This is a genomic window from Hyphomonas sp. CACIAM 19H1 (assembly GCF_003325995.1).
In the GTDB taxonomy this organism is placed as follows: Bacteria; Pseudomonadota; Alphaproteobacteria; order Caulobacterales; family Hyphomonadaceae; genus Hyphomonas; species Hyphomonas polymorpha.
In genome coordinates this window covers 2,326,201-2,345,468 of sequence record NZ_CP016437.1, presented here as the reverse complement: position 1 = coordinate 2,345,468, position 19,268 = coordinate 2,326,201, and the positions used below count along the sequence as shown (strand labels likewise).

Sequence of the window (19,268 nt, the reverse complement as noted above, 5' to 3'; positions counted from 1 at the left end):
CTCATGCGCATCATCCCTCCCAACAGCATCGTTTCCGCCTCTTTTACGCAAAATATTGCCGATCTGCGCGCGCGGGCTACTGTGGTTGCCGAAGAATCGGTCACTGGCCAGTATGCCGACCTCACCAAACACCTTGGCGGGCGTATTGGCGACGCCATGATCGGCAAGAAGGCTCTGACCGACATCGAAGACCAGCGCAGTCTTCTCGGCGTTCGGCAGGGCCGTCTCGATCTCGTCCAGAAGAGCCTCGCCGGCATTCAGGACCGCGTGGACGGCCTCGCCACCCAGATGCTGAGCGCCATTGGCACTGGGGACTATCACGGCCAGAGCGTGGTGGCGCGGGACGCAAAGGCTGCGCTCACGGATGTGTTCACAGCGCTCAATGGCCGCCATGGAGACCGTTTCCTGTTCTCCGGCGACGAGACGGCCACACAGCCTTTCGCGGGTACTGAGCAGCTTCTTGCCGACCTCCGCACGATAGCCGGTACCGCTACCGATGCAGCCGATTTTGAGACGCAGCTCGACGATTATTTCTACTCCGCAACCGGTGGGTGGCAGACCAGCATCTATCGGGGCTCCTCGGTTGCCACCGACCCTGACAGCGTGACAGCCACCGACCCCGCCCTCGTCGAACTGATCTCTGGCCTGGCCATCATGGCCCTCAGCGGCTCCGAGGACAATCTCGCGCTTTTCCAGCAGAACCCGGAAATTGCACGCAGCGGAGCGGAGCGGTTGAGCTCTGGCACAACCTCGCTCGTGAACCTGCGGGCAGATGTGGGCATCATTCAGGAGCGGGTCGCCAAGTCACTGGAAACTCTCGATACTGAACAGACGATCCTCAATAGCGTTTATAACAATATGGTCGGACGCGATCAGTATGATGCAGCCTCCGAGCTGAAGCAACTCGAGGCAAGCCTGGAGGCAGCTTATGTGCTCACCTCCCGCCTGTCGAACCTTAGCCTCCTGAACTTCCTGAGGTAATCCGATGAAATGGTCTTCTTGGCTGATCGCCGCCGCCCTCGCCATATCGCCCTGCCTCATCACCGCCCCGGCGAATGCTCAGGCCCGCATTCGGGATGTGGTGGATGTTCAGGGTGTCCGCGACAACGATCTCGTCGGCTACGGCATCGTCGTAGGCCTCAATGGCACGGGAGATACCGTCCGCAACTCACCGTTCACGGAAGATTCCCTCACCCATATGCTGGAACGCCTCGGCGTCAACGTGCAGGGCGAACAGATCAAACCCAAGAACGTTGCCGCCGTGCTCGTCACGGCCTCCCTGCCCCCCTTTGCACGCAACGGGTCGAGCATTGACGTCAACATTGCTTCTATCGGGGACGCGACCAGCCTTGAAGGCGGCACCCTGATCCTCACGCCGCTCAAGGCTGGTGATAACGAGATCTACGCCGTTGCGCAGGGCACGATCATCGTTAGCGGCATTGACGTGAAGGCTCAGGGCGCACGCGAAACACGCGGCTCCCCCACCACCGGATCGGTGCCCAATGGCGCCAAGGTAGAGCGGGAGGTCAATTACGACTTCAATCGCAATCAGCAGATCTCCCTTGCCCTGCGCTCACCCGACTTTACCACCGCGGCCCGCATCGAGGACACGATCAACGCCGCCATGGGCATCCCGCTTGCCTCCATGCGCGATCCCGGCACTATTGAACTCGACCTGCGCGGCATTTCCGAATCCCCTGCCCGCCTCCTCGCCAGCATCGAGAATCTCCCCGTACAAGTCGCAACACCGGCCCGTATCGTGATCGACGAGAAATCTGGCACCATCGTGCTCGGAGAAGATGTGACCATCTCCCGCGTGGCGATTGCGCAGGGCAATATCGCCATCAAGGTCCGGGAGACGCCGGTCGCCTCGCAGCCCAACCCCTTCGCTCGGGGCGAATCGATCGTGCTGCCCCGCTCGGAAATCACTATTACCCAGACAGGCAGCAACAGTATCGCCATGCTGGAGCCAAATGTGACGCTTTCCCAGCTGATTGCCGGCCTCAATGCCCTCGGCGTATCTCCCCAGGAGATGGCCGATATCATCCGCTCAATGAAGGCCGCTGGCGCCATTCACGCTGATCTCGTGATCCGCTAGGCTTCCCCGCATCCGGAAAAACAAAGAAGGCCGGGCAGTCCGTCCGGCCTTTCTGCTGTCAGCGGAAAACTGTGGTCTATTTCGCCCCAGGCTTTGTAATCGTGATAACGCCGCGCCGGCGCATATCCATCAGCGTCGTCAGGAACTCCCTCTGGATGGTTTCCGCTTCGCTGGGCGTAACAGCGGCGATCCCCTTCAGGTCTTCCCGGTACTGATCGGCCATGCGGGAAGATATGTTGCCCAACAGATATTCTGCCACGGCGTCATTGGCGCCCCGGAAGGTCGCCAGTATCCGCAGCACGGTCTGCTGATCGAGTTCGCGGAACACGACCGGCACCGCATTGCGCGGCAGAAGATCCGGCAGGCCCTCAACAGTGAACAGACCTTTCTGGATAATGGGGAGCTTTGTCTCGTAACGTTCCTTCAGGAAGCCGACGAGATTGTCGCGCTTGTCAGACGGAATGAGGCTCAGCACTTCGCCAATCGTTTCAAGATGGCTTTCGTCGCCCCCTTCTCCGTCTTCTTCGCCCTGGGCGTTGAGGAATTCCATTTCGAGCATCTTCTCGATCACCGAGTCGATTCCGGGATCCAGTTTCGGTGCCTCAACCATCTGGCCGAGCGTGGGGCCCAGTTTCTCCTCCTTCAGATGGCAGATGATATTGGAGGCGATCGACGCATCCAGCTTGCGCAGGATGATCGCGATGATGTTGGGCGTAAGCCGGTTGAGATAGCCCGCCACGAGCTTGGCATCCCGGGTGCTGAGGCGGGTCCAGACGTCGCCGGTCTCTTCCGGTTGGACGGCCTGCATTATCGGCGCATCTTCCCCGAAAATGGCCTTCATCCGGTTGGAATCCACAACGCCCTTTATCACTTCGCGCGCCCGGACCGGCCCGCCCCTCAGGGCGCCGGAGGATTTGCGAAGCTGAGTAAGGAAATCGATGACCACCGCAATCAGGTCATCACGCGAGAGATAGGTAACGCTTTCCAGGGAAGACGCGACCCGCGCCAACGCAGCGTCGTCCAGCTTGTTGACGATCGGTTTGGCCGCAGTATCCCCCAACAGCGCAATGATCACGGCGGCGCGCTGCGCCTGTGTCAGCGCCGGACCGGATGTCTCCGGGCGGGCCGCGTCGCCGCCGCCGCGCCGGTTCAGTCTCGTTACTGTGCTCATGTCGCGTAGCCTCTAAGCACCGCTTCGGTGATCTTCAGCCAGCCATCGGCCAGCACAAAAAAGCCGAGCTTGAACGGCAGGGAAACCACCGTCGGCGGAACCATCATCATGCCCACCGCCATCAGGACGGAAGCAACCACAAGATCAATCACCATGAAGGGCAGAAAGATCACAAAACCGATCTGGAATGCATGCTTGATCTCGCTCAGCATGAACGCCGTGGCCAGCAGCGAAAAGGCTGGCGGCTCGCCCTCAACCACTGGTCTGTTGACTGCGTCGCCCAGCGTCAACAGCGCTTCGGGGTCAGTTCGCTGGGTCATGAAGGCGCGAAACGGTTCGGTCGTCAGGGTCCAGGCCTGCTGCTCGTCGAGCGCGCCTTCCATATAAGGCGAAATGCCGTTCTCCCACGCCGACATGAAGACGGGCTCCATGACGAAGAAGGTGAGAAACATCGCCAGAGCCATGATCATCATGTTCGGCGGCGCCTGCTGAACGCCGATCGCCTGCCGCATGAAGGAGAAGACGATCACCATGAACGGCAGGCAGGTGACCATCATCGCGATGCCCGGCACAAGGCTCAGCACCGTCACAAGCAGAACAAGCTGGATAACCGAGCTTGAAAGCTGTCCGTCACCGGAAGGGTTCAGCAGGCCATCCAGCGCTGCTGGCGCCTCCTGCGCATGGCCGGAAAAGGCTATGCAGGCCGCAAAGGCGGCCAGAAACAGGATACGGTAGATGGCCACGAGCCGGATCATTCCACCTCTACGGCCTTTTCGATGATCTCCACGATCTTCACCGCGATCTGGCCCTCATCTGTTTCGACCAGTTCGCCTTTGGCAATCAGCTTGTCATCGATGAACAGGTCCACCGGATCATCCACCTTGGACATCAGCGCAATCACCGAATCGGGCTGCAGCTCCAGGATTTCCTGCACGCTGAGGCGTTTCTGACCAATCGAAACGGTCACCGTTACCGGGACGCTGAAGATAGAGCGGCGATAGGCATTGCGGCCAGACGGGTCGCGCCGGTCCTGACCGTCAAACTCCTGCACCGCCTTTTCGGAAGTTGCCATCACTTGTACTCCGCATTCTGTTTATGTGTTGATCCAAGATCGTTCAGGCAGGCCGTCAGGAGACTGTCGAAATCAAACGTCGCTCCGCCCGTGCGCCAGGAAACCTCGGCGCGGCCATCGCCCTGCCCTTCCCTGGAAATGATATTGCACCGCCCCTCCAGATTGGGATGCCGGCCGGTTATTTCCTGCAGTTGCGCGGCTAAGGCGGGTTCCGCGTAGATGTCCACTTTCGGCGCCGCTGCGGGAACAAGCCCCGGAAGGTGGCGGCCAATCTCTTCGGCAAGGAAACGCCGCGACAGCTCGGGGAAAAGCTGGCCGGCAATCGCGCGCACGGTATCCACTGTCTGCTGGCGCGCTTCCGCTTCAATCCTTTCGATCGCTTTTGCGAGGCTTGAGATTGTTGCCTGCAGCGCGGCGGTTTCTTGTGGGATGGGGCGAACGGCAACCGGCTCCGCCTTCACGGCCGCAGGCGGCGTGGCGGTTTCTTCGCAAGGGGCCGGATTGGGGGGCGCGCCGCGCTCGCCCGCCGTCATGGCGCGCAACCATTCGGCCGGGCGCGGCCCGGTTACGGTGTCAAACCTGGGCAGATGCGAGAAAACCGGATCACTCATTCACGGCCACCTTGCGTGTGTCAAAGGCTGCCGCGATGGGATCAGCCTGGCCCGGCTGCTGGTCTTCGGTAAGCCATTGTTGCAGCAGCGCGGCTGTCTCTTCCTGGCGCTCGCTGGCATAGTCCTTGAGGTAGGCGAAAGGATCGGCCTCCACATCGGCCGCCGCCACCGCGCCTGCTGCCCCCGCAGCGCCAGCTCCGGCACCCAGGCCTTCCGGCGACAGCGCTTCCTTCGGCTTCTGCACCAGCATGGGGCGAACAACACCGACCCCCAGCACAATCACCACCAGCCCCAGCAACAGCGCCTGCAGGCCCGACCAGAAATACCGCTCCATCAGCTGCTCGAAGAGGCCCGGCGCCTGAACCAGATCCTCTGCGGGCACCGCCTGGAAGGGCATCAGCTCGACCGAGATCGTGTCGCCGCGCGCCATGTCGAGCCCTGCCGCCGACGCGACCAGCTTCTCGAAGTCCGCCGCCATCTGCTGTTGACGCGTGGCCGCGTCCGCCGCCGCCGGATCAATCCCCAGCGCCTGTTCATTCAGGAGAACCGCGATGCTGATCTTCTGGATTTCACCCGGCAGTGTTTCCACTTCTGTGCGCGTTTCGTTGATTTCGTAAGAAACCGTCTCGGTCGAATTCTTGTTGGTCGACGTGCCCCCGCCCCCGGTATTGCCCTGTGGCAGATTGCTGGCCACCGTCATGCCGCCGCCTGCCCCACCGCTTGACCCGCTTGTGTCATTGGTCGTCCGGTTACGGATAACCCTGGAATTGGGATCAAACGTCACGGCCGAAGTGCGCTGGCGCTGGCGGCTGACATCCACGGTTGCCGAAACACGCGCATTGCCCATGCCGACCCGCGGCTCCAGCAGGCTGAGGATCTTCTGCTCCAGCAGGCTTGCCTGCGTCGCGGCCGCAACGGCGGGTTCCTCGGTCCGGTTGGCCTTCGGGCCAGCCAGAATACCCTTCACCGGATCGATCACGGCAACATCTTCCGCATTCAGCCCAGCCACGGCCAGCGCCACCATATACTGGATCGCTTCGGCTTGGCCCGACGTCATGTCCCGCGCCGTGGTCAAGGTCACCGAAGCGGTCTGATGGGGCTGGGACCGCGCGAAACCGGAACGCAGATTCGCGCCGATATGGACGCGCGCAGATGTGACCCCGGGAATCGCCAGGATGGTCCGCGTCAGCTCCCCTTCCTTGGCGCGCCAGTAGGCCGCGTTGTACATCTCCGAAGTGACCGAAAATCCGTTCACCTGGTCAAGCAGTTCATACCCCTGCACAGAGGGGCGCGGCAGTCCCTGCTGGGCAAGATTGAAGCGGATCGCATCCCGCTTGCCCTGCGGCACAAAGATCGCTTCTCCCTTGATTTCATAAGGCGTTCCGGACTGTTCCAGCTGCTTGATGATGTCCCCGGCATGGGCCGGCTCCAGGCCCGAATAGAGCAGTGTCATCGGATCACGCGTCGCCCCCTGAACCAGGAACGTCATGGCGGCGATGATACCGGCCACGGCAGCGGCCAGGATCAGCTGCCGCGACGGGGGCAGGGCTTTGAGAGTCTCAAGGAATTTCATGAATGCTTCGGCCCCAGGCAGCTTGCGAGTCAGCTGTAATGATTAATATTTGGCGCCAAATCGTTAAGGTTATCTTTACCCCGGATCAGTCATTAGGAACCTGCCTGACAAGATAACATGGGCGCTAGATGGCTAAGAAACCCGACACGAATGAATCGGGGCAGACAGAATCCGGGAAGAAGTCCGGCGGCGGTATCGCCGGGCTGGCGATTGTTGCGGCCGCCTCTCTGGCCAGCTCATTCGCCCTGTTCTACTTCCTGACTCCGCCTGCTCCTCCGCCTGCGGCCCCCTGCCCTCCGGCAGCGGAGGGCGCGACTGCGCCGGCTATCAAGCCGCTGGCACAGGATCAGGTCTATGTGGAGATGAAGGAAATCCTCATCACCATCGGCAGCGCGCCCGCCACCCGGTACCTGAAACTCAACGTTACCATCGTCACCGGCAAGGACAGCGCCGCCAAGGTCAAGCAGGCCGAGCCGATGCTGATCGATGCGTTCAACAACTATCTCCGCTCGATAGAGCTGTCGGATCTGGAAGATCCCGGCTTTTACCCTCACCTGCGGGAACAGCTTGCACGCCGCTCCGAACTGGTGGTCGGCAGTGCAGCCTCCAGCGGTGTGCTGATCACAGAGTTTCTGCTGAGGTAGCGCCATGGACATCCAGAGCATCATCAACAGCATTCAGCCCACGGACGTCGCGATCTTCCTCGTGTCCTTCGCGGCCTGCGTATACTGTTTTGTCCTCTCCAAGCGCCTGCGGGCGCTGCAGGACACCAAGGATGGGCTCGGGGCCACCATCACGGCGATGACGAACTCGGTCTCTGCAATGTCCCAGGCCACTCATGACACCCGCACCCGGGTCGAAAGCATGGCCACCCGCCTCGCGCATCTGATCAATGATGGCGAGAAGATGTGCAAACGTCTGGAAGACACGATCATGACGATGGAGCGGTCGCAGACCCATGTGACCAACCAGGTTCATGCCGCCCAGACCGAGCTTAACGTGCTGATGCGCGATGTGCTCGACCAGTCCCGCGCCCGTATCGTCGAAATGACCACCCTGATGCGCCAGATGCGCGCCATGAGTGAGGCGGGCGAAGCCGACATCACCGCCCCGCCTCCCCGAGCTAAATCGGCCTGATCGAAAAGAGTTATGCCCATGCACAACCGCTCGAACGTCCTGCTCACTCTCGGTGTCCTCTTCACAATCGGAGGCGCCACCCGCTTCCTGCCTGATGCACTCGCTTTCGCAGAGCAGGCGCCCGCTACGGGCGCAAATGCAGCTGCCACTCCGTCGGTGCCGAAAGCGGCGCCCGCCCCGCAACCAGCTGCCGCCAGCTCAGGCAACCTCACTCAGGTCTGCTTTTCTTCTGAATCCGCCTCGCTTCTTGAAGAGGATCAATGGCTGTTCGAATCCGAACGCGAAGAAATCAGGAAGCAGCAGCTGGAGCTACAAACCTGGGAAAACCAGCTGCAGCAACAGACCGCTGAACTGAAGGTTCTGCAGGAAACCCTCGAGGCCCGGTGGCAGGAAATGCAGGTCAGCTCCGACAAGGACATCGACCACCTCGCCCGCATGTACAGCGCGATGAAGCCCGATCAGGCGGCGCAGATCTTCAACCAGATGGACCCGGGCTTCGCTGCCGGTTTCCTGCGCCTGATGGCGTCTGATCAGGCCGGCCTGATCCTCGCCAATATGGAATCTGAGAAAGCCTATCTTGTCAGCGTGAAGCTTGCCACAATGAATGATGACGTCCGCAACATGGCACTGGCGGCCAACTGAGACGCCGGAAAGACGGGCCCGGCAGCCTATCATTTGTAACAGGTTTTCCCCCAGCCGGTCGCCCCTAGGATGCCTGCTGACGCAGCGTCGTCTCTTTTGGGACGCCCTGCCCTGCGATATGCCTGTCACAAACTCCTGGGGAGGAGACGATGAGCGATCCAAAATCCTATCTCGGCTGGAAGGTGGACTATACCACTCCGCTAGGTGAGCCGGCCCTGATCCCGCCGGATTCGGTTACATGGCAGGTCTTCAAGAATCCCGTGGCGCTCGCCATTGGCGGCGTTTGCGCCGTGCTGCTGGAATTTGCCGACGCCCGCATCCGTTCCGGCGTGTGGGATCATTCGGTCTTCAAGACAGACCCTATCGGCCGCTCCAAACGCACCGGCATTGCCGCCATGGTCGGCACTTATGGCCCGGCCAGCGCGGCCCGGCGCGTCATTCAGGGCGTCACCAACATGCACGCCCGCGTCAGCGGCGAAACGCCGTCGGGCGAGGCCTACCGCGCCCTTGATCCCGAACTGCTTGATTGGGTAAGCGCCACCGCCGCCTATGGCTTCCTGATCGCCTATCATCGCTTTGTCCGAACGCTGACAGATGACGAGATGAACCGCTTCTTCGCCGAAGGCGAAGCGGTGGCCCGCCTCTACGGCGTCCAGCATCCGCTGCGCTCGGTGGAGCATTTCAATTGCATGATGGCCCATCTCCTGCCCCGGTTCGAGCCCCACCCGATCAACACCGAATTTCTGGATATCATGAAATCGGGACGCGCCGCGCCCGGCGCACCCAAAGGCCTGCAGAGCGCGCTGGTGCATGCCGCTGTCGATATCCTGCCCCGCCCCGTCCGCCAGAAACTGCAGCTCGGCAAGGAGTATGATCTTTCAGCTCTCGGACGGCTCACCGTGAAAGGCATGGCCGCCATCGCCGAACGCACGCCGGATCTCAATGGCCCCGCCGCGCAGGCGGCAGAGCGTCTCGGCCTGCCCCGCAGTTTTGTCTGGAAATCCGCACCCGAACGTCGCCGCCTTATCGAGGCAGCCGGCATCCCCGCAACGGCCAAGGAGGCCGCCGCATGAACCTGTCCTTCACCCCCGAAGAAGAAGCCTTCCGTGATCAGGTGCGGGATTTCCTTGCCGATCATCTCACCCCTGAACTGCGCGCCTATGCCCGGCGGATGACGAGTGTGTATGCGACCAAGGAAGTGGCGCTGGAATGGCAGGCAATCCTGGTCAAACAGGGCTGGGCGGCACCCTCCTGGCCGGTGGCGCATGGCGGCACGGACTGGACGCCCGCCCAGCGCTACATCTTTGACGTGGAAATGGCCCGCGCCGGCGCCCCGCCGCTCTCGCCCATGGGCATCGGCATGTGTGGCCCCGCCCTGATCGGCCATGGCTCGAAGGCGCAGAAGGATTTTTACCTGCCGCGCATCCTTTCGGGCGAAGACTTCTGGTGCCAGGGCTATTCAGAGCCCCATGCCGGCTCGGACCTTGCCGCCCTCACCATGTCGGCGATCCCGGATGGCGAGGATTTCATCTGCAATGGCTCCAAGATCTGGACCACCCACGCCCACGAAGCCAACAAGATGTTCTGCCTGGTACGGACGGACAGTTCCGGCAAGCTGCAGCAGGGCATCACCTTCCTGCTGATCGACATGGATGCCCCCGGCGTGCGCGTTGACCCGATCCTGATGCTCTCGGGCGAGCATATCCAGAACGCGGTCTTCTTTTCCGATGTCCGCGTGCCAAAAGCCAATGTCGTCGGCCAGGTGAACCATGGCTGGACGGTCGCCAAGTACCTGCTGGAGTTCGAACGGGGCGGCTCCTCCTACGGACCCCGCCTCCTCGCCCGCGTCCGGACGCTGCGCGCCGCAGCGGCGGAAGAGGGGCTGCTGGAGCCCGGCTTTGCCCGCAAGCTGTCGCTGGCCGAGGCAGAAATCCTCGCGCTGGAAGCGGCCGAGCTTCAGCAGATGTCAGAGCTGGCCGGGGGCGGCGCGCCGGGCCTCAAGGCTTCGATGATGAAGATCCGCGGCACCGAGCTCAGCCAGCATCTCACCGAACTCGCCATCGAGCTGGCCGGGGACTACGTCGCGCCCTTCCAGCCGCAGCATACGTGCCCCGGCGGTCCGGTTCTTGTCCCGAATTGTCCGGATGTGTCCGAAAATGTCCCGGTTGTGGGCCCGGAAAGTGCCGTCACTGTCTCGGCCAAGTACCTCAATGACCGGGCCGGCTCCATCTATGCCGGCTCCAATGAAATCCAGCGCGGCATCCTCGCCAAAGCTCAACTCGGGCTCTAGGTGCGGGCTGGAAGCGACGTCTTATCAATTGACTTTCCAGGCAGGATCCATAAACTAATAACATTAGGTAATAAGAGGACGCCGAACAGCGCCGCATCAGAGGGGTAGGACTTCCATGAACCTGATCGACAAATCCATTCCGGCCGTGCCGGTTGCCGCTGCGCCTGCTCTTAATCGGATCCAGACGCTCAACGACCTCAGTCCGGACCAGATCCGGGCCATCCGGCAGATACCGGGCCATGATCAGGCAAAACCGCGCGCAATCGATGCGCGCCGCCCGGCATCGATCTTTCTGGATCAGGCCCGGTTTGAACTGGAGCAGAAAAATGTGTTCCGGAAGTTTGCGGTTCCTGTGACGGTTTCCGCGCGCCTGCCGCGCAATGGCAGCGTGATCGCCCATGACGGCTATGGTGTCCCGCTGCTGATCAGCCGGGATACCGAAGGAAAGGTTCGCGCCTTCCTCAATGCGTGTACGCACAAGGGTTCAAAGCTCGTCGAGGACTGTGAAACGCATCTGACGAAGAAGCTGACCTGTCCCTACCATGCCTGGACCTTCGGGCTGGACGGGCGGCTGGTGGCCGTGCCGCGCGAAGAAACCATCGCGAACTTTGACAAGAAGGATAGGGGGCTCGCCGAGCTCGCCTGCCGGGAGGCTGGCGGTATCGTCTGGGTGATGCTGGACCGGAATGCGGAGCCGGATTTCCGCGGCATGGATGATCTGCTGGCGGCCGATATGGAAGCGTTCGATCTGCCGCACATGCATGTCTATGGCCAGAAGACCTTTGACCTCGCTGCCAACTGGAAGCTGGTGCAGGAACCCTTCCTCGAAGGCTATCACGTTCAGCGCCTCCACGCGCGTTCGGTCGGACCAATGTTTGCCGATGTTCCTAATGTGACAGATGTCCTTGGGCTGAACATTCGGCAGATTTCCGGGAAGGTAAACTTCACCCCTGAATGCCTTGATACAGAAGGTGAAAATATCCACAAATCGGTGACTCACGCCTATCTTGTGTTCCCAAACACCGTCATCGTAACCAGCCCTTACTATATCAGTGTAATGATCATCATACCGCGCGGACCTGACCGGACGATCGTGGATTATATGATGCTGACACGTGGGAAGGCCGATAACGAAAAGGCCGAAGATGTCTATCGGAGATCTTACGAGATGATCCTGAACGTGTTCGGGAACGAAGACTTCCGTGCGGCAGAAATCTCGCATACGGGCCTTTCTTCCGGCGCGATCAGTGACGTGGTTTATTGTGGCCTCGAAGAAACCATCCCGCTCTATTACGATATTCTCGAACGCTTCCTGTAAGCCCGGGCGGATCATCCTGAGGGTTATCCCCTCAGGATGATGTCCGCAGCCCGCCATGCCATCGCCATGACCGGGCCGTTTGTGTTTCCCGAGGGAATGGCGGGCAGGGCGGATGTGTCCATGATCCGGATGCCCTGAAGGCCGTGCACCCGCAGAGACGGATCGATGACGCTGGTTGCAGGATCCCGGCCCATCCGGCAACTTCCCACAGCGTGATAACCACAGGTGCCGAACCTGTCATATGCTTCAAGGATCTTTTCATCCGTATCATAGTCCGGTCCCGGCATGGTCTCGGAGTCTATAATAGCCTTTAAGGCAGGCTGCTCAGCCATGCGTCGGGCCATCCGCACCGCGCCGACCATGGACTGGCGGTCTTCCTCCGTATCACGATAATTTGTGACAAGTTCCGGCAGTGCATTCGGATCGGAACTGGTGATATGGACGGAACCTCGCGAAGTCGGCCGGAGCGGATAGGTCACAAGGTGCATGCCCGGAAACCGTTCGACATCCTGCCGGTTTTTGGCAAAATCGAAACTGAAAGGGGCCAGCAGGAACTGCACGTCCGGCCGGTTGAGACCGGGGCGCGACTTGAACCAGGCGACCTGTTCATAGGCGGCGGCGGATAAGGGGCCCTTGCGTGTCAGATAATACTGCAGCCCGCTGAGCAGAACGCGCCAGCCATGATATTTCCGGTTGTGGGAAATGTCCCGGTTGAGCTTCCACTGCATGATCAGCCCCCGATGCTCAATCAGATTTTCGCCGACATTCGGGTTCTCAAACCGGATAACTACGCCCAGCTGCTCCAGACGGTCGCGGGCGCCGACACCCGAGCGCTCAAGAATGCCGGGGGAAGCCATCGCCCCGGCACACAGGATGACATCTCTGCGTGCCGTGACGGTCTGCGCCTTGCCAGAAGCGATGACCTCAACGCCTGTGACCCGGTTCTCCTGAAACGTGAGCCTGTCTACAGCGCAGTCTGTCAGAATTGTGAGGTTTGTTCTGTGGCGTATCGGATTGAGGAAAGCCGTCGCTGCGCTCACCCGTCGCCCCTTATAGACGGTCCGCGGAGCATACCCGATGCCCTCGATATCTTCGGGCGAATTGGTGTCCGGCTTGTAGCGCCAGCCGAGTGACTGGCCGGCTTCCACAAATGCGTCCGTCAGTGCGTCCTTCGTGTCGGGCATGGTCACGTTCAGCGGGCCGCTGTCGCCGCGCGTTTCATCGGGGCCCAGTTCATGATTCTCGAGGGCGCGGTAGGCAGGACCTATATGCTCCCAGCTCCAGTCTCCACTGGTCGATTCGGCGATCGCGTCAAAATCGGCAGGCTGGCCACGAACATACATCATGCCATTGATGGACGAGGATCCACCGAGCACGCGTCCCCGAACCCATACCTCCGGGGTCTGAGCATTCGCCGCTTCCGGCTTGCTGGTGTAGGCCCATACATGCGCAGGATCGGCCATGACCTTGGCAAGCCCCTTGGGCATGTGAATGAAGGGATGCACGTCCCGGGGCCCGGCCTCGAGAAGCGCGACCTGGACAGACGGGTCTTCCGACAGGCGGTAGGCAAGCACACAGCCTGCAGCGCCCGCTCCCACGATGACATAATCAAATTCTTGCATGACGTTTTCACCTCCCCGTACCGGATTTCCGGTTTGCGCTATTGAAAACCTATTAGGCATAGGTTTAGGTTGTGGCGCAAGAGTCGTCGAGACGGGGAGGAGGCTGGCGGGCATGGTGCGTATCGAATTTGTTACTCCATCGGGGCACATCCGGCAGGTTGAGGCACAGGATGGCGAAACCCTGATGCAGGCTGCTGTACGCCATCAGATCGAGGGCATAGAAGCGGCCTGTGGGGGCGCGATGTCCTGCGGAACCTGCCATGCATGGGTTCTCACGCCCTGGAATGAGTACATCGCTGCGCCGCAGCCTGATGAGCGCGAAATCCTGGATTTCGGCGTCCATATCCGGGCGGACTCGCGTCTGACCTGCCAGATCAAGGTTTCCTCTGCGCTGGAAGGCGCCCGCATTGAAGTGCCACCGTCTCAGTCGTGATAGGCGCATGCGGGCTTTTCACTGAAAACTAATGATGTTAGATAACTTGAAATTCGGCGCAAAGACGCCTGATAGCGGAGGAATTCACGACATGGCTGACAATCTCAGACCCCCGGCTGTTCCGGGCCATGTGCCTGAAGAGCTTGTTTTCGAATTCAACATTTACGGTGATCCGCGGCTGACGGAGGATGTGCAGGCCTCCTACCAGTCGCTGCACCGGGACGCGCCCGATATTTTCTATTCCCCCCTGAATGGCGGCCACTGGATGGTGACGCGGTATGAGCACATCTTCGAGATCGTGAAGGACTATGAGCATTTCTCGGTGCGCGAAATGCAGATCCCCCGGATCGAAAGCCCGCCTGTATTCATTCCGCTCAGCCTCGATCCACCCGCAAGCCTGCCTTATCGCCAGGCACTGATGCCGCATTTTTCGCCCAAGGCGGTTGGCGCGATGGAGCCCAAGCTCCGGGCCTTCGCGGTCGAATTCATCGAGGAAGTTCTGGCCCGCGGCGAGTGCGACTTCGTGCATGATATTGCTGCCCGGTTTCCTGTCTCCGTCTTTATGGAACTGATGGGTATGCCGCTTGACCGGCTGAGGGATTTCCGTGCGCTGGCGGATGAATATTTCAAGGCGCGCACGAATGAGGAGATCGGGGCTCTGGGCGAACGTATCATCGGCCTGATGACCGAATTGGTAGAGCTTCGCCGGAAAGAGCCGGCTGACGATCTGATCTCGAAGATGATCGAATTCCAGGTCGATGGCCGGCCCATCACGCTGGGCGAGCTGCAATCCATGTTGTTCGTCATGTTCCTCGGCGGCATGGATACGGTCACCAATGTTGCCTCCTACACCTACCGTCATCTGGCCCAGGACAGCGGCCTGCAGGCACGTCTGGCATCCGATCCGTCTCTTATTCCGCGTTTTGTCGAAGAGGGGGTCCGGAGTTTCGGGGTCATCAACACGCCGCGCATCGTGGTAAAGGATTGCGAGCGCTTCGGGGTGAAGTTCAAGCAAGGCGATATGGTGCTCTGCGTCCTGCCGCTTGGCAGCCGTGATGACCGGCGGTTTGAAAATTCCGCAGACTTTGACATCGACCGGCAGGCCTTGACGCACCTTACTTTCTCTTCGGGCCCACACTTGTGTCTGGGGCACAATCTCGCCCGCATGGAAATCCGTATCCTGACGGAAGAGTGGATCAAGCGCATACCGGAATTTTCGCTCAAGCCCGGCTTGCGCCACCACTCCCGCGTCGGGACGGTCATTGCGATTGAGAACCTGCCCATCCAGTGGCCGGTCTGATCCCATGAGTAGCGCAGGCGAAATCTGGTCCACCGGGGCCGACGGCCCCTACTGGGATGGACTGGCAGACGGGCGGTTAATGCTGCCCAGATGCAGCAGCTGTGGCCGCTGGCACTGGCCGGCGGTCTGGCGGTGTGCCGACTGCGGATCATGGGATCACGAATGGCAACAGGTAGAACCTGCGGGGCAGATCTACAGCTGGACGCGCAACTGGCACCCCTTCGGCGGGCTTGAAAGCCTGCAGCTGCCATTTGTCATTGGCGTCGTGGCGCTTGAGGCGGCAGGCGGAGCAAGGCTGATGGGCCTGGTCGAGGAGCTTGCCGGCCCGGTAAAAATCGGCGCGCCGGTCACCGGCACATTTGCAACCACCGTCTATGCGGGCCGCTCCGTGCCCGCGATTCATTGGAGAACCACATGAAACCGATCGCCGGGATTGCGGCTGTCGCTGGTGTGGGCGTGCGCCAGTATCGGCGGGGCGCGTCTCCGCTGCCGGAGCGCGGCGTGCTCATCCGTGCCATCATCGATGCCTGTGAAGATGCCGGCTTCGACCCGGCACAGATCGACGGCTTCGTCTCCTATGGCGACGATCGCAATGAGCCTGTCCGGCTGATGAGTGATCTCGGCACGCGGGAACTGACCTGGTCCAGCCAGGTCTTCGGCGGTGGGGGCGGCGGCATTGCCGGGGCGATCGGGCAGGCAGTCGGCGCCATCGCAACCGGGCAGGCAAAAGCCGTCATCGTCTTCCGCGCGCTTGTGCAGGATAACAGCGGCCGGCTGTCTGCCGCGGTTATGGCGCATCACCTCAACGGCCATATGATGGCCGCAGGGCTCGTCGCCCCCGCCCAGGTCTGCGCCATCCGTGCCCAGCGTATGTTTGAACATCATGGCGTGCCCGTATCGGCCGTCGAAGCTTTCGTTGAAGCCGCCTACTACCATGGCGCGCGCAACCCCGAAGCGGTGGCTTATGGCAAAGACTTTGACCTGGAGGCCTACCGGTCCGCCCGGTGGATCAGCGAGCCGTTCCGCTTGCTTGACTGCTCCAGGGAAAATGATGGCGCCGGCGCGCTGTTGATTGTCAGTGCGGAAGAGGCGAGGGATCTTCGCAAGCCCCCCGTTCATATTCTTGGGGTCGCCCAGGGCGCCGCCGCCGGCTGGGGGGACCTTCTGGAAAACGACGCCGATGATCAGTATTCCACAGGCGGCTTCCGGTCCGTCGCGCGCCAGCTCTGGCGCCAGACCGGCCTCACCCCGGCAGACATTGATGTGGCCCAGGTCTACGAGAATTTCAGCGCCCAGGGCGTTGCTTCCCTGATCGATCATGGCTTCTGCAGTTACGAATCGGTGGGTGAATTCTGCCGGTTTGAAAATCTCATCGCGCCGGGTGGAAAGCTGCCGGTGAACACCGCCGGGGGCAACCTCGCTCAGGGTTTCATTCATGGCATCGGCATGCCCATTGAGGCAGTGCGCCAGCTGCGCGGCGAGTCGGCAAATCCGGTTCCCGGCGCGCGTACATGCCTGCTTGCTGGCGGGCCAGGCGCGCCCATTGTTTCCTCCGCCATATTCGGGACGGCAGAGACAGTTTGAAGATCAAGCATAACACGGCAGGAGGCATCGACATGACGGTGGATACAAAACAATACAGCCTACTGATTGATGGCGCCCTCACCGCAGGAGCGGAAAGCTTGGATGTCGTCAATCCGGCGACCGGCCAGGCATTTGCCACCTATCCCCGGGCCTCCGCGCAGGATCTGGACCGGGCCGTCAACGCCGCCGCGCGGGCTTTCAGCAGCTGGAAGCTGACAGACATCGGCCATCGCAAGGCGCTTCTGCGCCAGGCAGGCGACATCATCCTCACCCATGCCGATGAACTCGCCGCGATCTTCACGCGGGAGCAGGGCCGCCCCCTGCCGCTCGCCCTCCAGGAAGTTCAGGGCGCAGGCCAATGGTTCCACGCCACCGCAGCGCTGGACCTGCCGGTGGATATCACCGAGGACACGCAAACCCGCCGTATTGAAGTCCACCATGTGCCCCTCGGCGTCGTTTGCGGGATCGTACCCTGGAATTTTCCGGTACTGCTCGCGGCCTGGAAGATCGCGCCGGCGATCCTTGCGGGCAACACCATCGTCCTCAAGCCCTCGCCCTTCACACCGCTCTGTACTTTGAGGATTGGTGAACTCCTGAAAGATGTTTTCCCGAAAGGCGTCCTGAACATCCTTTCCGGCGGAGACGAACTGGGCCCGATGATGTCGGCTCATAAGGGCTTCGCCAAGATCACTTTCACCGGCTCCACCGCCACAGGTAGGCGCGTGATGGAAGCTGCATCGCGCGATCTCAAACGCGTCACCCTGGAACTGGGCGGCAATGACGCTGCCATCGTCCTGCCCGATGTGGACCCCGCCAAAGTCTCCGAGCAACTTTTCATGGGCGCATTCTTCAACTCCGCGCAAGTCTGCGTCGCCACCAAGCGGCTCTATGTGCATGACGATATTTACGACCGGGTGCGGGACCATCTGGTAACACTGATCGAAAATGCGCCGGTCGGTGATGGCAGCCAGCAGGGCATTCTCTTCGGCCCAGTCCAGAACCTTCCCCAGTACAACCGCGTCAACGCGATGATTGAAGAAGCCAGGGCCGAAGGGCTCACGCTCCATCAGGGCACCATTCCGTCCGGGAACGGCTATTTCATTCCGCTCACCCTGGTCGACAATCCTCCTGAGAGTTCCCGTGTCGTACAGGAAGAAGCCTTCGGGCCCGTCCTGCCGCTCCTGCGCTTCCACTCAGTGGATGAGGTGATCGCCCGCGCCAATGACACCGAATATGGCCTCGCTGGCGCAGTCTGGTCGGCGGATATTGAGCAGGCCGCCAGGATCGCCGCCCGTCTTGACACCGGCACAGTCTGGATCAACCAGAATCTCCAGTCCACGCCGCTCACCCCGCTTGCCGGTCACAAACAATCTGGCATCGGCGTGGAAAACGGCGTCTACGGACTGATGGAGTTCACCCAGCCCAAGGCGATCTATATTCCAAAAGATACCGCTTCTGTCGTCTGATCAGCCAGCCTTTGCGTCTCTCTCGGCGACGACGGCAACCCCGGCGAAGAAAGTTCGGAGTGTTTCAATAAAGAGACCTTCTTCATCATGCTGATTTGCCCTGACGGCGCCGGCGAGATGGGGAAGGTCGGCTGCCGAAAAGTCCGGCATGGCCGGAATTCCGCGTGAACGCGAGGCCGCGGCGAAGAGAGCAGATCCGAAGGTAATTTTCTCTGATCCCTCGATGATCTGAAGCTGGTATTCCGCCGGGTAGGGACAGAAAGAGGTCCAGTAATCGTAGGCTTCAAGGAATATGCGACGCGGAAAGAATTCAAGAAGGAGCGGTGCGGCATTGGGGTGGAGCAGGATCGTCCGCCGCGCCGCGACACAGAGGCCAATCAGCGTGTCTTCCCATCGCTCCGGATCCACGAAGGGCGCCTGGATATCCCTCAGGATGCATAGCGCCACTTCAGAAAGCAGTTCAGACTTGTCCTTGAAATGGTGGTAGAGAGAGGGCGCGCGCACGCCGATCTTTCGGGCGACAAGTTCGAGACTGAGCGCATTCAGACCCTGAACATCAATAACATCCAGCGCTGCCCGCGCGGCGCGTTCCCTGGATATCAGGGGTTTTTCAGGTCTGCCCAACTTCTGTCTCCCGCATCATTTCCCGCCAAACTTTTTGCCTGATACCAGATGGTGGTACTTTGGCGTTGCCAGTTCCTGCTTCGTCAAGACTGAGCGCCTTTTTGGCAACCCGTCACTGCAGAAAGTCCGAAAAAGCTTTAGAACTAATTTCAATAGGTAAAATCCACTAAGTGAGGCATTTTTGCAACTTTTCGGGCTCATGGTTAGAGGGAAACTGATTCCAATAAAATTCATTGTATCCTCTATAAATGCATATCGGAGCCTTTAGATTGGAATAAAACTGCGGATTATATGAGAAAAATGGAATAACATGCTGATTTATGGATT

Annotated in this window: 20 protein-coding genes; 13 read left to right on the top strand and 7 right to left on the bottom strand. The window is 60.6% G+C overall.

Going from position 1 to position 19,268, the window contains the following annotated elements; genetic code table 11:
- Nucleotides 1-3: 3 nt before the first annotated feature.
- The gene (locus BBF93_RS10875; RefSeq protein WP_162786512.1) at nt 4-981 is read left to right on the top strand and encodes a flagellin; all 978 of its coding nucleotides are present in this window, start codon (nt 4-6) and stop codon (nt 979-981) included.
- Nucleotides 982-1,003: 22 nt separating this feature from the next.
- Nucleotides 1,004-2,098 (top strand): flagellar basal body P-ring protein FlgI, encoded by a 1,095-nt coding sequence (locus tag BBF93_RS10870; RefSeq protein WP_370454424.1) that lies wholly within the window; start codon nt 1,004-1,006, stop codon nt 2,096-2,098.
- 76 nt (nt 2,099-2,174) lie between these two features.
- On the opposite strand, the gene BBF93_RS10865 is transcribed toward BBF93_RS10870, so the two are convergent.
- The 5 genes from BBF93_RS10865 to fliF are packed head-to-tail and all read right to left on the bottom strand — an operon-like array spanning nt 2,175 to nt 6,525.
- A complete protein-coding gene (locus BBF93_RS10865; RefSeq protein WP_114105905.1) occupies nt 2,175-3,269 on the bottom strand; it encodes a FliG C-terminal domain-containing protein in 1,095 nt (364 codons plus the stop codon).
- Nucleotides 3,266-4,024, bottom strand: a complete 759-nt coding sequence (gene fliP, locus BBF93_RS10860) for a flagellar type III secretion system pore protein FliP (protein WP_035600122.1) — start codon at nt 4,022-4,024, stop codon at nt 3,266-3,268. Before fliP ends, BBF93_RS10865 begins: the two co-directional genes overlap by 4 nt.
- Nucleotides 4,021-4,341, bottom strand: a complete 321-nt coding sequence (locus tag BBF93_RS10855) for a FliM/FliN family flagellar motor C-terminal domain-containing protein (protein ID WP_051612643.1) — start codon at nt 4,339-4,341, stop codon at nt 4,021-4,023. The genes fliP and BBF93_RS10855 overlap by 4 nt, the downstream gene beginning before the upstream one ends.
- On the bottom strand, nt 4,341-4,952 hold the full coding sequence (locus BBF93_RS10850) for a hypothetical protein (protein WP_114105904.1): 612 nt from the start codon (nt 4,950-4,952) through the stop codon (nt 4,341-4,343). The genes BBF93_RS10855 and BBF93_RS10850 overlap by 1 nt, the downstream gene beginning before the upstream one ends.
- Nucleotides 4,945-6,525 (bottom strand): flagellar basal-body MS-ring/collar protein FliF, encoded by a 1,581-nt coding sequence (gene fliF / locus BBF93_RS10845; RefSeq protein WP_114105903.1) that lies wholly within the window; start codon nt 6,523-6,525, stop codon nt 4,945-4,947. The genes BBF93_RS10850 and fliF overlap by 8 nt, the downstream gene beginning before the upstream one ends.
- A gap of 128 nt (nt 6,526-6,653) precedes the next feature.
- Between fliF and fliL the strand changes: the two genes are divergently transcribed.
- From fliL to BBF93_RS10815, 6 genes are all read left to right on the top strand, one after another.
- Nucleotides 6,654-7,169 carry a flagellar basal body-associated protein FliL gene (gene fliL, locus BBF93_RS10840; protein WP_035600116.1) on the top strand — a complete coding sequence of 172 codons (516 nt, stop codon included), beginning with the start codon at nt 6,654-6,656 and terminating at the stop codon, nt 7,167-7,169.
- Nucleotides 7,170-7,173: 4 nt separating this feature from the next.
- A complete protein-coding gene (locus BBF93_RS10835; protein WP_114105902.1) occupies nt 7,174-7,662 on the top strand; it encodes a hypothetical protein in 489 nt (162 codons plus the stop codon).
- 18 nt (nt 7,663-7,680) lie between these two features.
- Nucleotides 7,681-8,304 carry a MotE family protein gene (locus BBF93_RS10830; protein ID WP_114105901.1) on the top strand — a complete coding sequence of 208 codons (624 nt, stop codon included), beginning with the start codon at nt 7,681-7,683 and terminating at the stop codon, nt 8,302-8,304.
- Between the two features lie 149 nt (nt 8,305-8,453).
- Nucleotides 8,454-9,377: an oxygenase MpaB family protein gene (locus BBF93_RS10825; RefSeq protein WP_035600113.1), complete on the top strand. Its 924-nt coding sequence runs from the start codon at nt 8,454-8,456 to the stop codon at nt 9,375-9,377.
- On the top strand, nt 9,374-10,594 hold the full coding sequence (locus BBF93_RS10820; RefSeq protein WP_114105900.1) for an acyl-CoA dehydrogenase family protein: 1,221 nt from the start codon (nt 9,374-9,376) through the stop codon (nt 10,592-10,594). The genes BBF93_RS10825 and BBF93_RS10820 overlap by 4 nt, the downstream gene beginning before the upstream one ends.
- Nucleotides 10,595-10,709: 115 nt before the next feature.
- Nucleotides 10,710-11,912: an aromatic ring-hydroxylating dioxygenase subunit alpha gene (locus BBF93_RS10815; protein ID WP_114105899.1), complete on the top strand. Its 1,203-nt coding sequence runs from the start codon at nt 10,710-10,712 to the stop codon at nt 11,910-11,912.
- Nucleotides 11,913-11,935: 23 nt separating this feature from the next.
- Here the strand turns inward: BBF93_RS10815 and BBF93_RS10810 are convergent, their stop codons facing one another.
- Entirely contained in the window at nt 11,936-13,534 is a 1,599-nt protein-coding gene (locus tag BBF93_RS10810; protein WP_114105898.1) for a GMC family oxidoreductase, read from the bottom strand.
- A gap of 112 nt (nt 13,535-13,646) precedes the next feature.
- Here BBF93_RS10810 and BBF93_RS10805 point away from each other — a divergent pair, with 112 nt between their 5' ends.
- The 5 genes from BBF93_RS10805 to BBF93_RS10785 all read left to right on the top strand — a co-directional run bounded on the left by BBF93_RS10805 (nt 13,647) and on the right by BBF93_RS10785 (nt 18,317).
- Nucleotides 13,647-13,967, top strand: coding sequence for a 2Fe-2S iron-sulfur cluster-binding protein (locus tag BBF93_RS10805; protein ID WP_114105897.1), 321 nt, complete (start codon nt 13,647-13,649; stop codon nt 13,965-13,967).
- Nucleotides 13,968-14,058: 91 nt separating this feature from the next.
- Nucleotides 14,059-15,267: a cytochrome P450 gene (locus BBF93_RS10800; RefSeq protein ID WP_114105896.1), complete on the top strand. Its 1,209-nt coding sequence runs from the start codon at nt 14,059-14,061 to the stop codon at nt 15,265-15,267.
- Nucleotides 15,268-15,271: 4 nt separating this feature from the next.
- Complete coding sequence (locus tag BBF93_RS10795; RefSeq protein WP_114105895.1) at nt 15,272-15,685, top strand: Zn-ribbon domain-containing OB-fold protein; 414 nt, start codon at nt 15,272-15,274, stop codon at nt 15,683-15,685.
- Nucleotides 15,682-16,851 carry a transporter gene (locus tag BBF93_RS10790; RefSeq protein ID WP_114105894.1) on the top strand — a complete coding sequence of 390 codons (1,170 nt, stop codon included), beginning with the start codon at nt 15,682-15,684 and terminating at the stop codon, nt 16,849-16,851. The genes BBF93_RS10795 and BBF93_RS10790 overlap by 4 nt, the downstream gene beginning before the upstream one ends.
- Before the next feature lie 32 nt (nt 16,852-16,883).
- Nucleotides 16,884-18,317 (top strand): aldehyde dehydrogenase family protein, encoded by a 1,434-nt coding sequence (locus tag BBF93_RS10785; RefSeq protein WP_114107062.1) that lies wholly within the window; start codon nt 16,884-16,886, stop codon nt 18,315-18,317.
- On the opposite strand, the gene BBF93_RS10780 is transcribed toward BBF93_RS10785, so the two are convergent.
- Nucleotides 18,318-18,941: a TetR/AcrR family transcriptional regulator gene (locus BBF93_RS10780; protein ID WP_114105893.1), complete on the bottom strand. Its 624-nt coding sequence runs from the start codon at nt 18,939-18,941 to the stop codon at nt 18,318-18,320.
- Nucleotides 18,942-19,268: the final 327 nt, after the last annotated feature.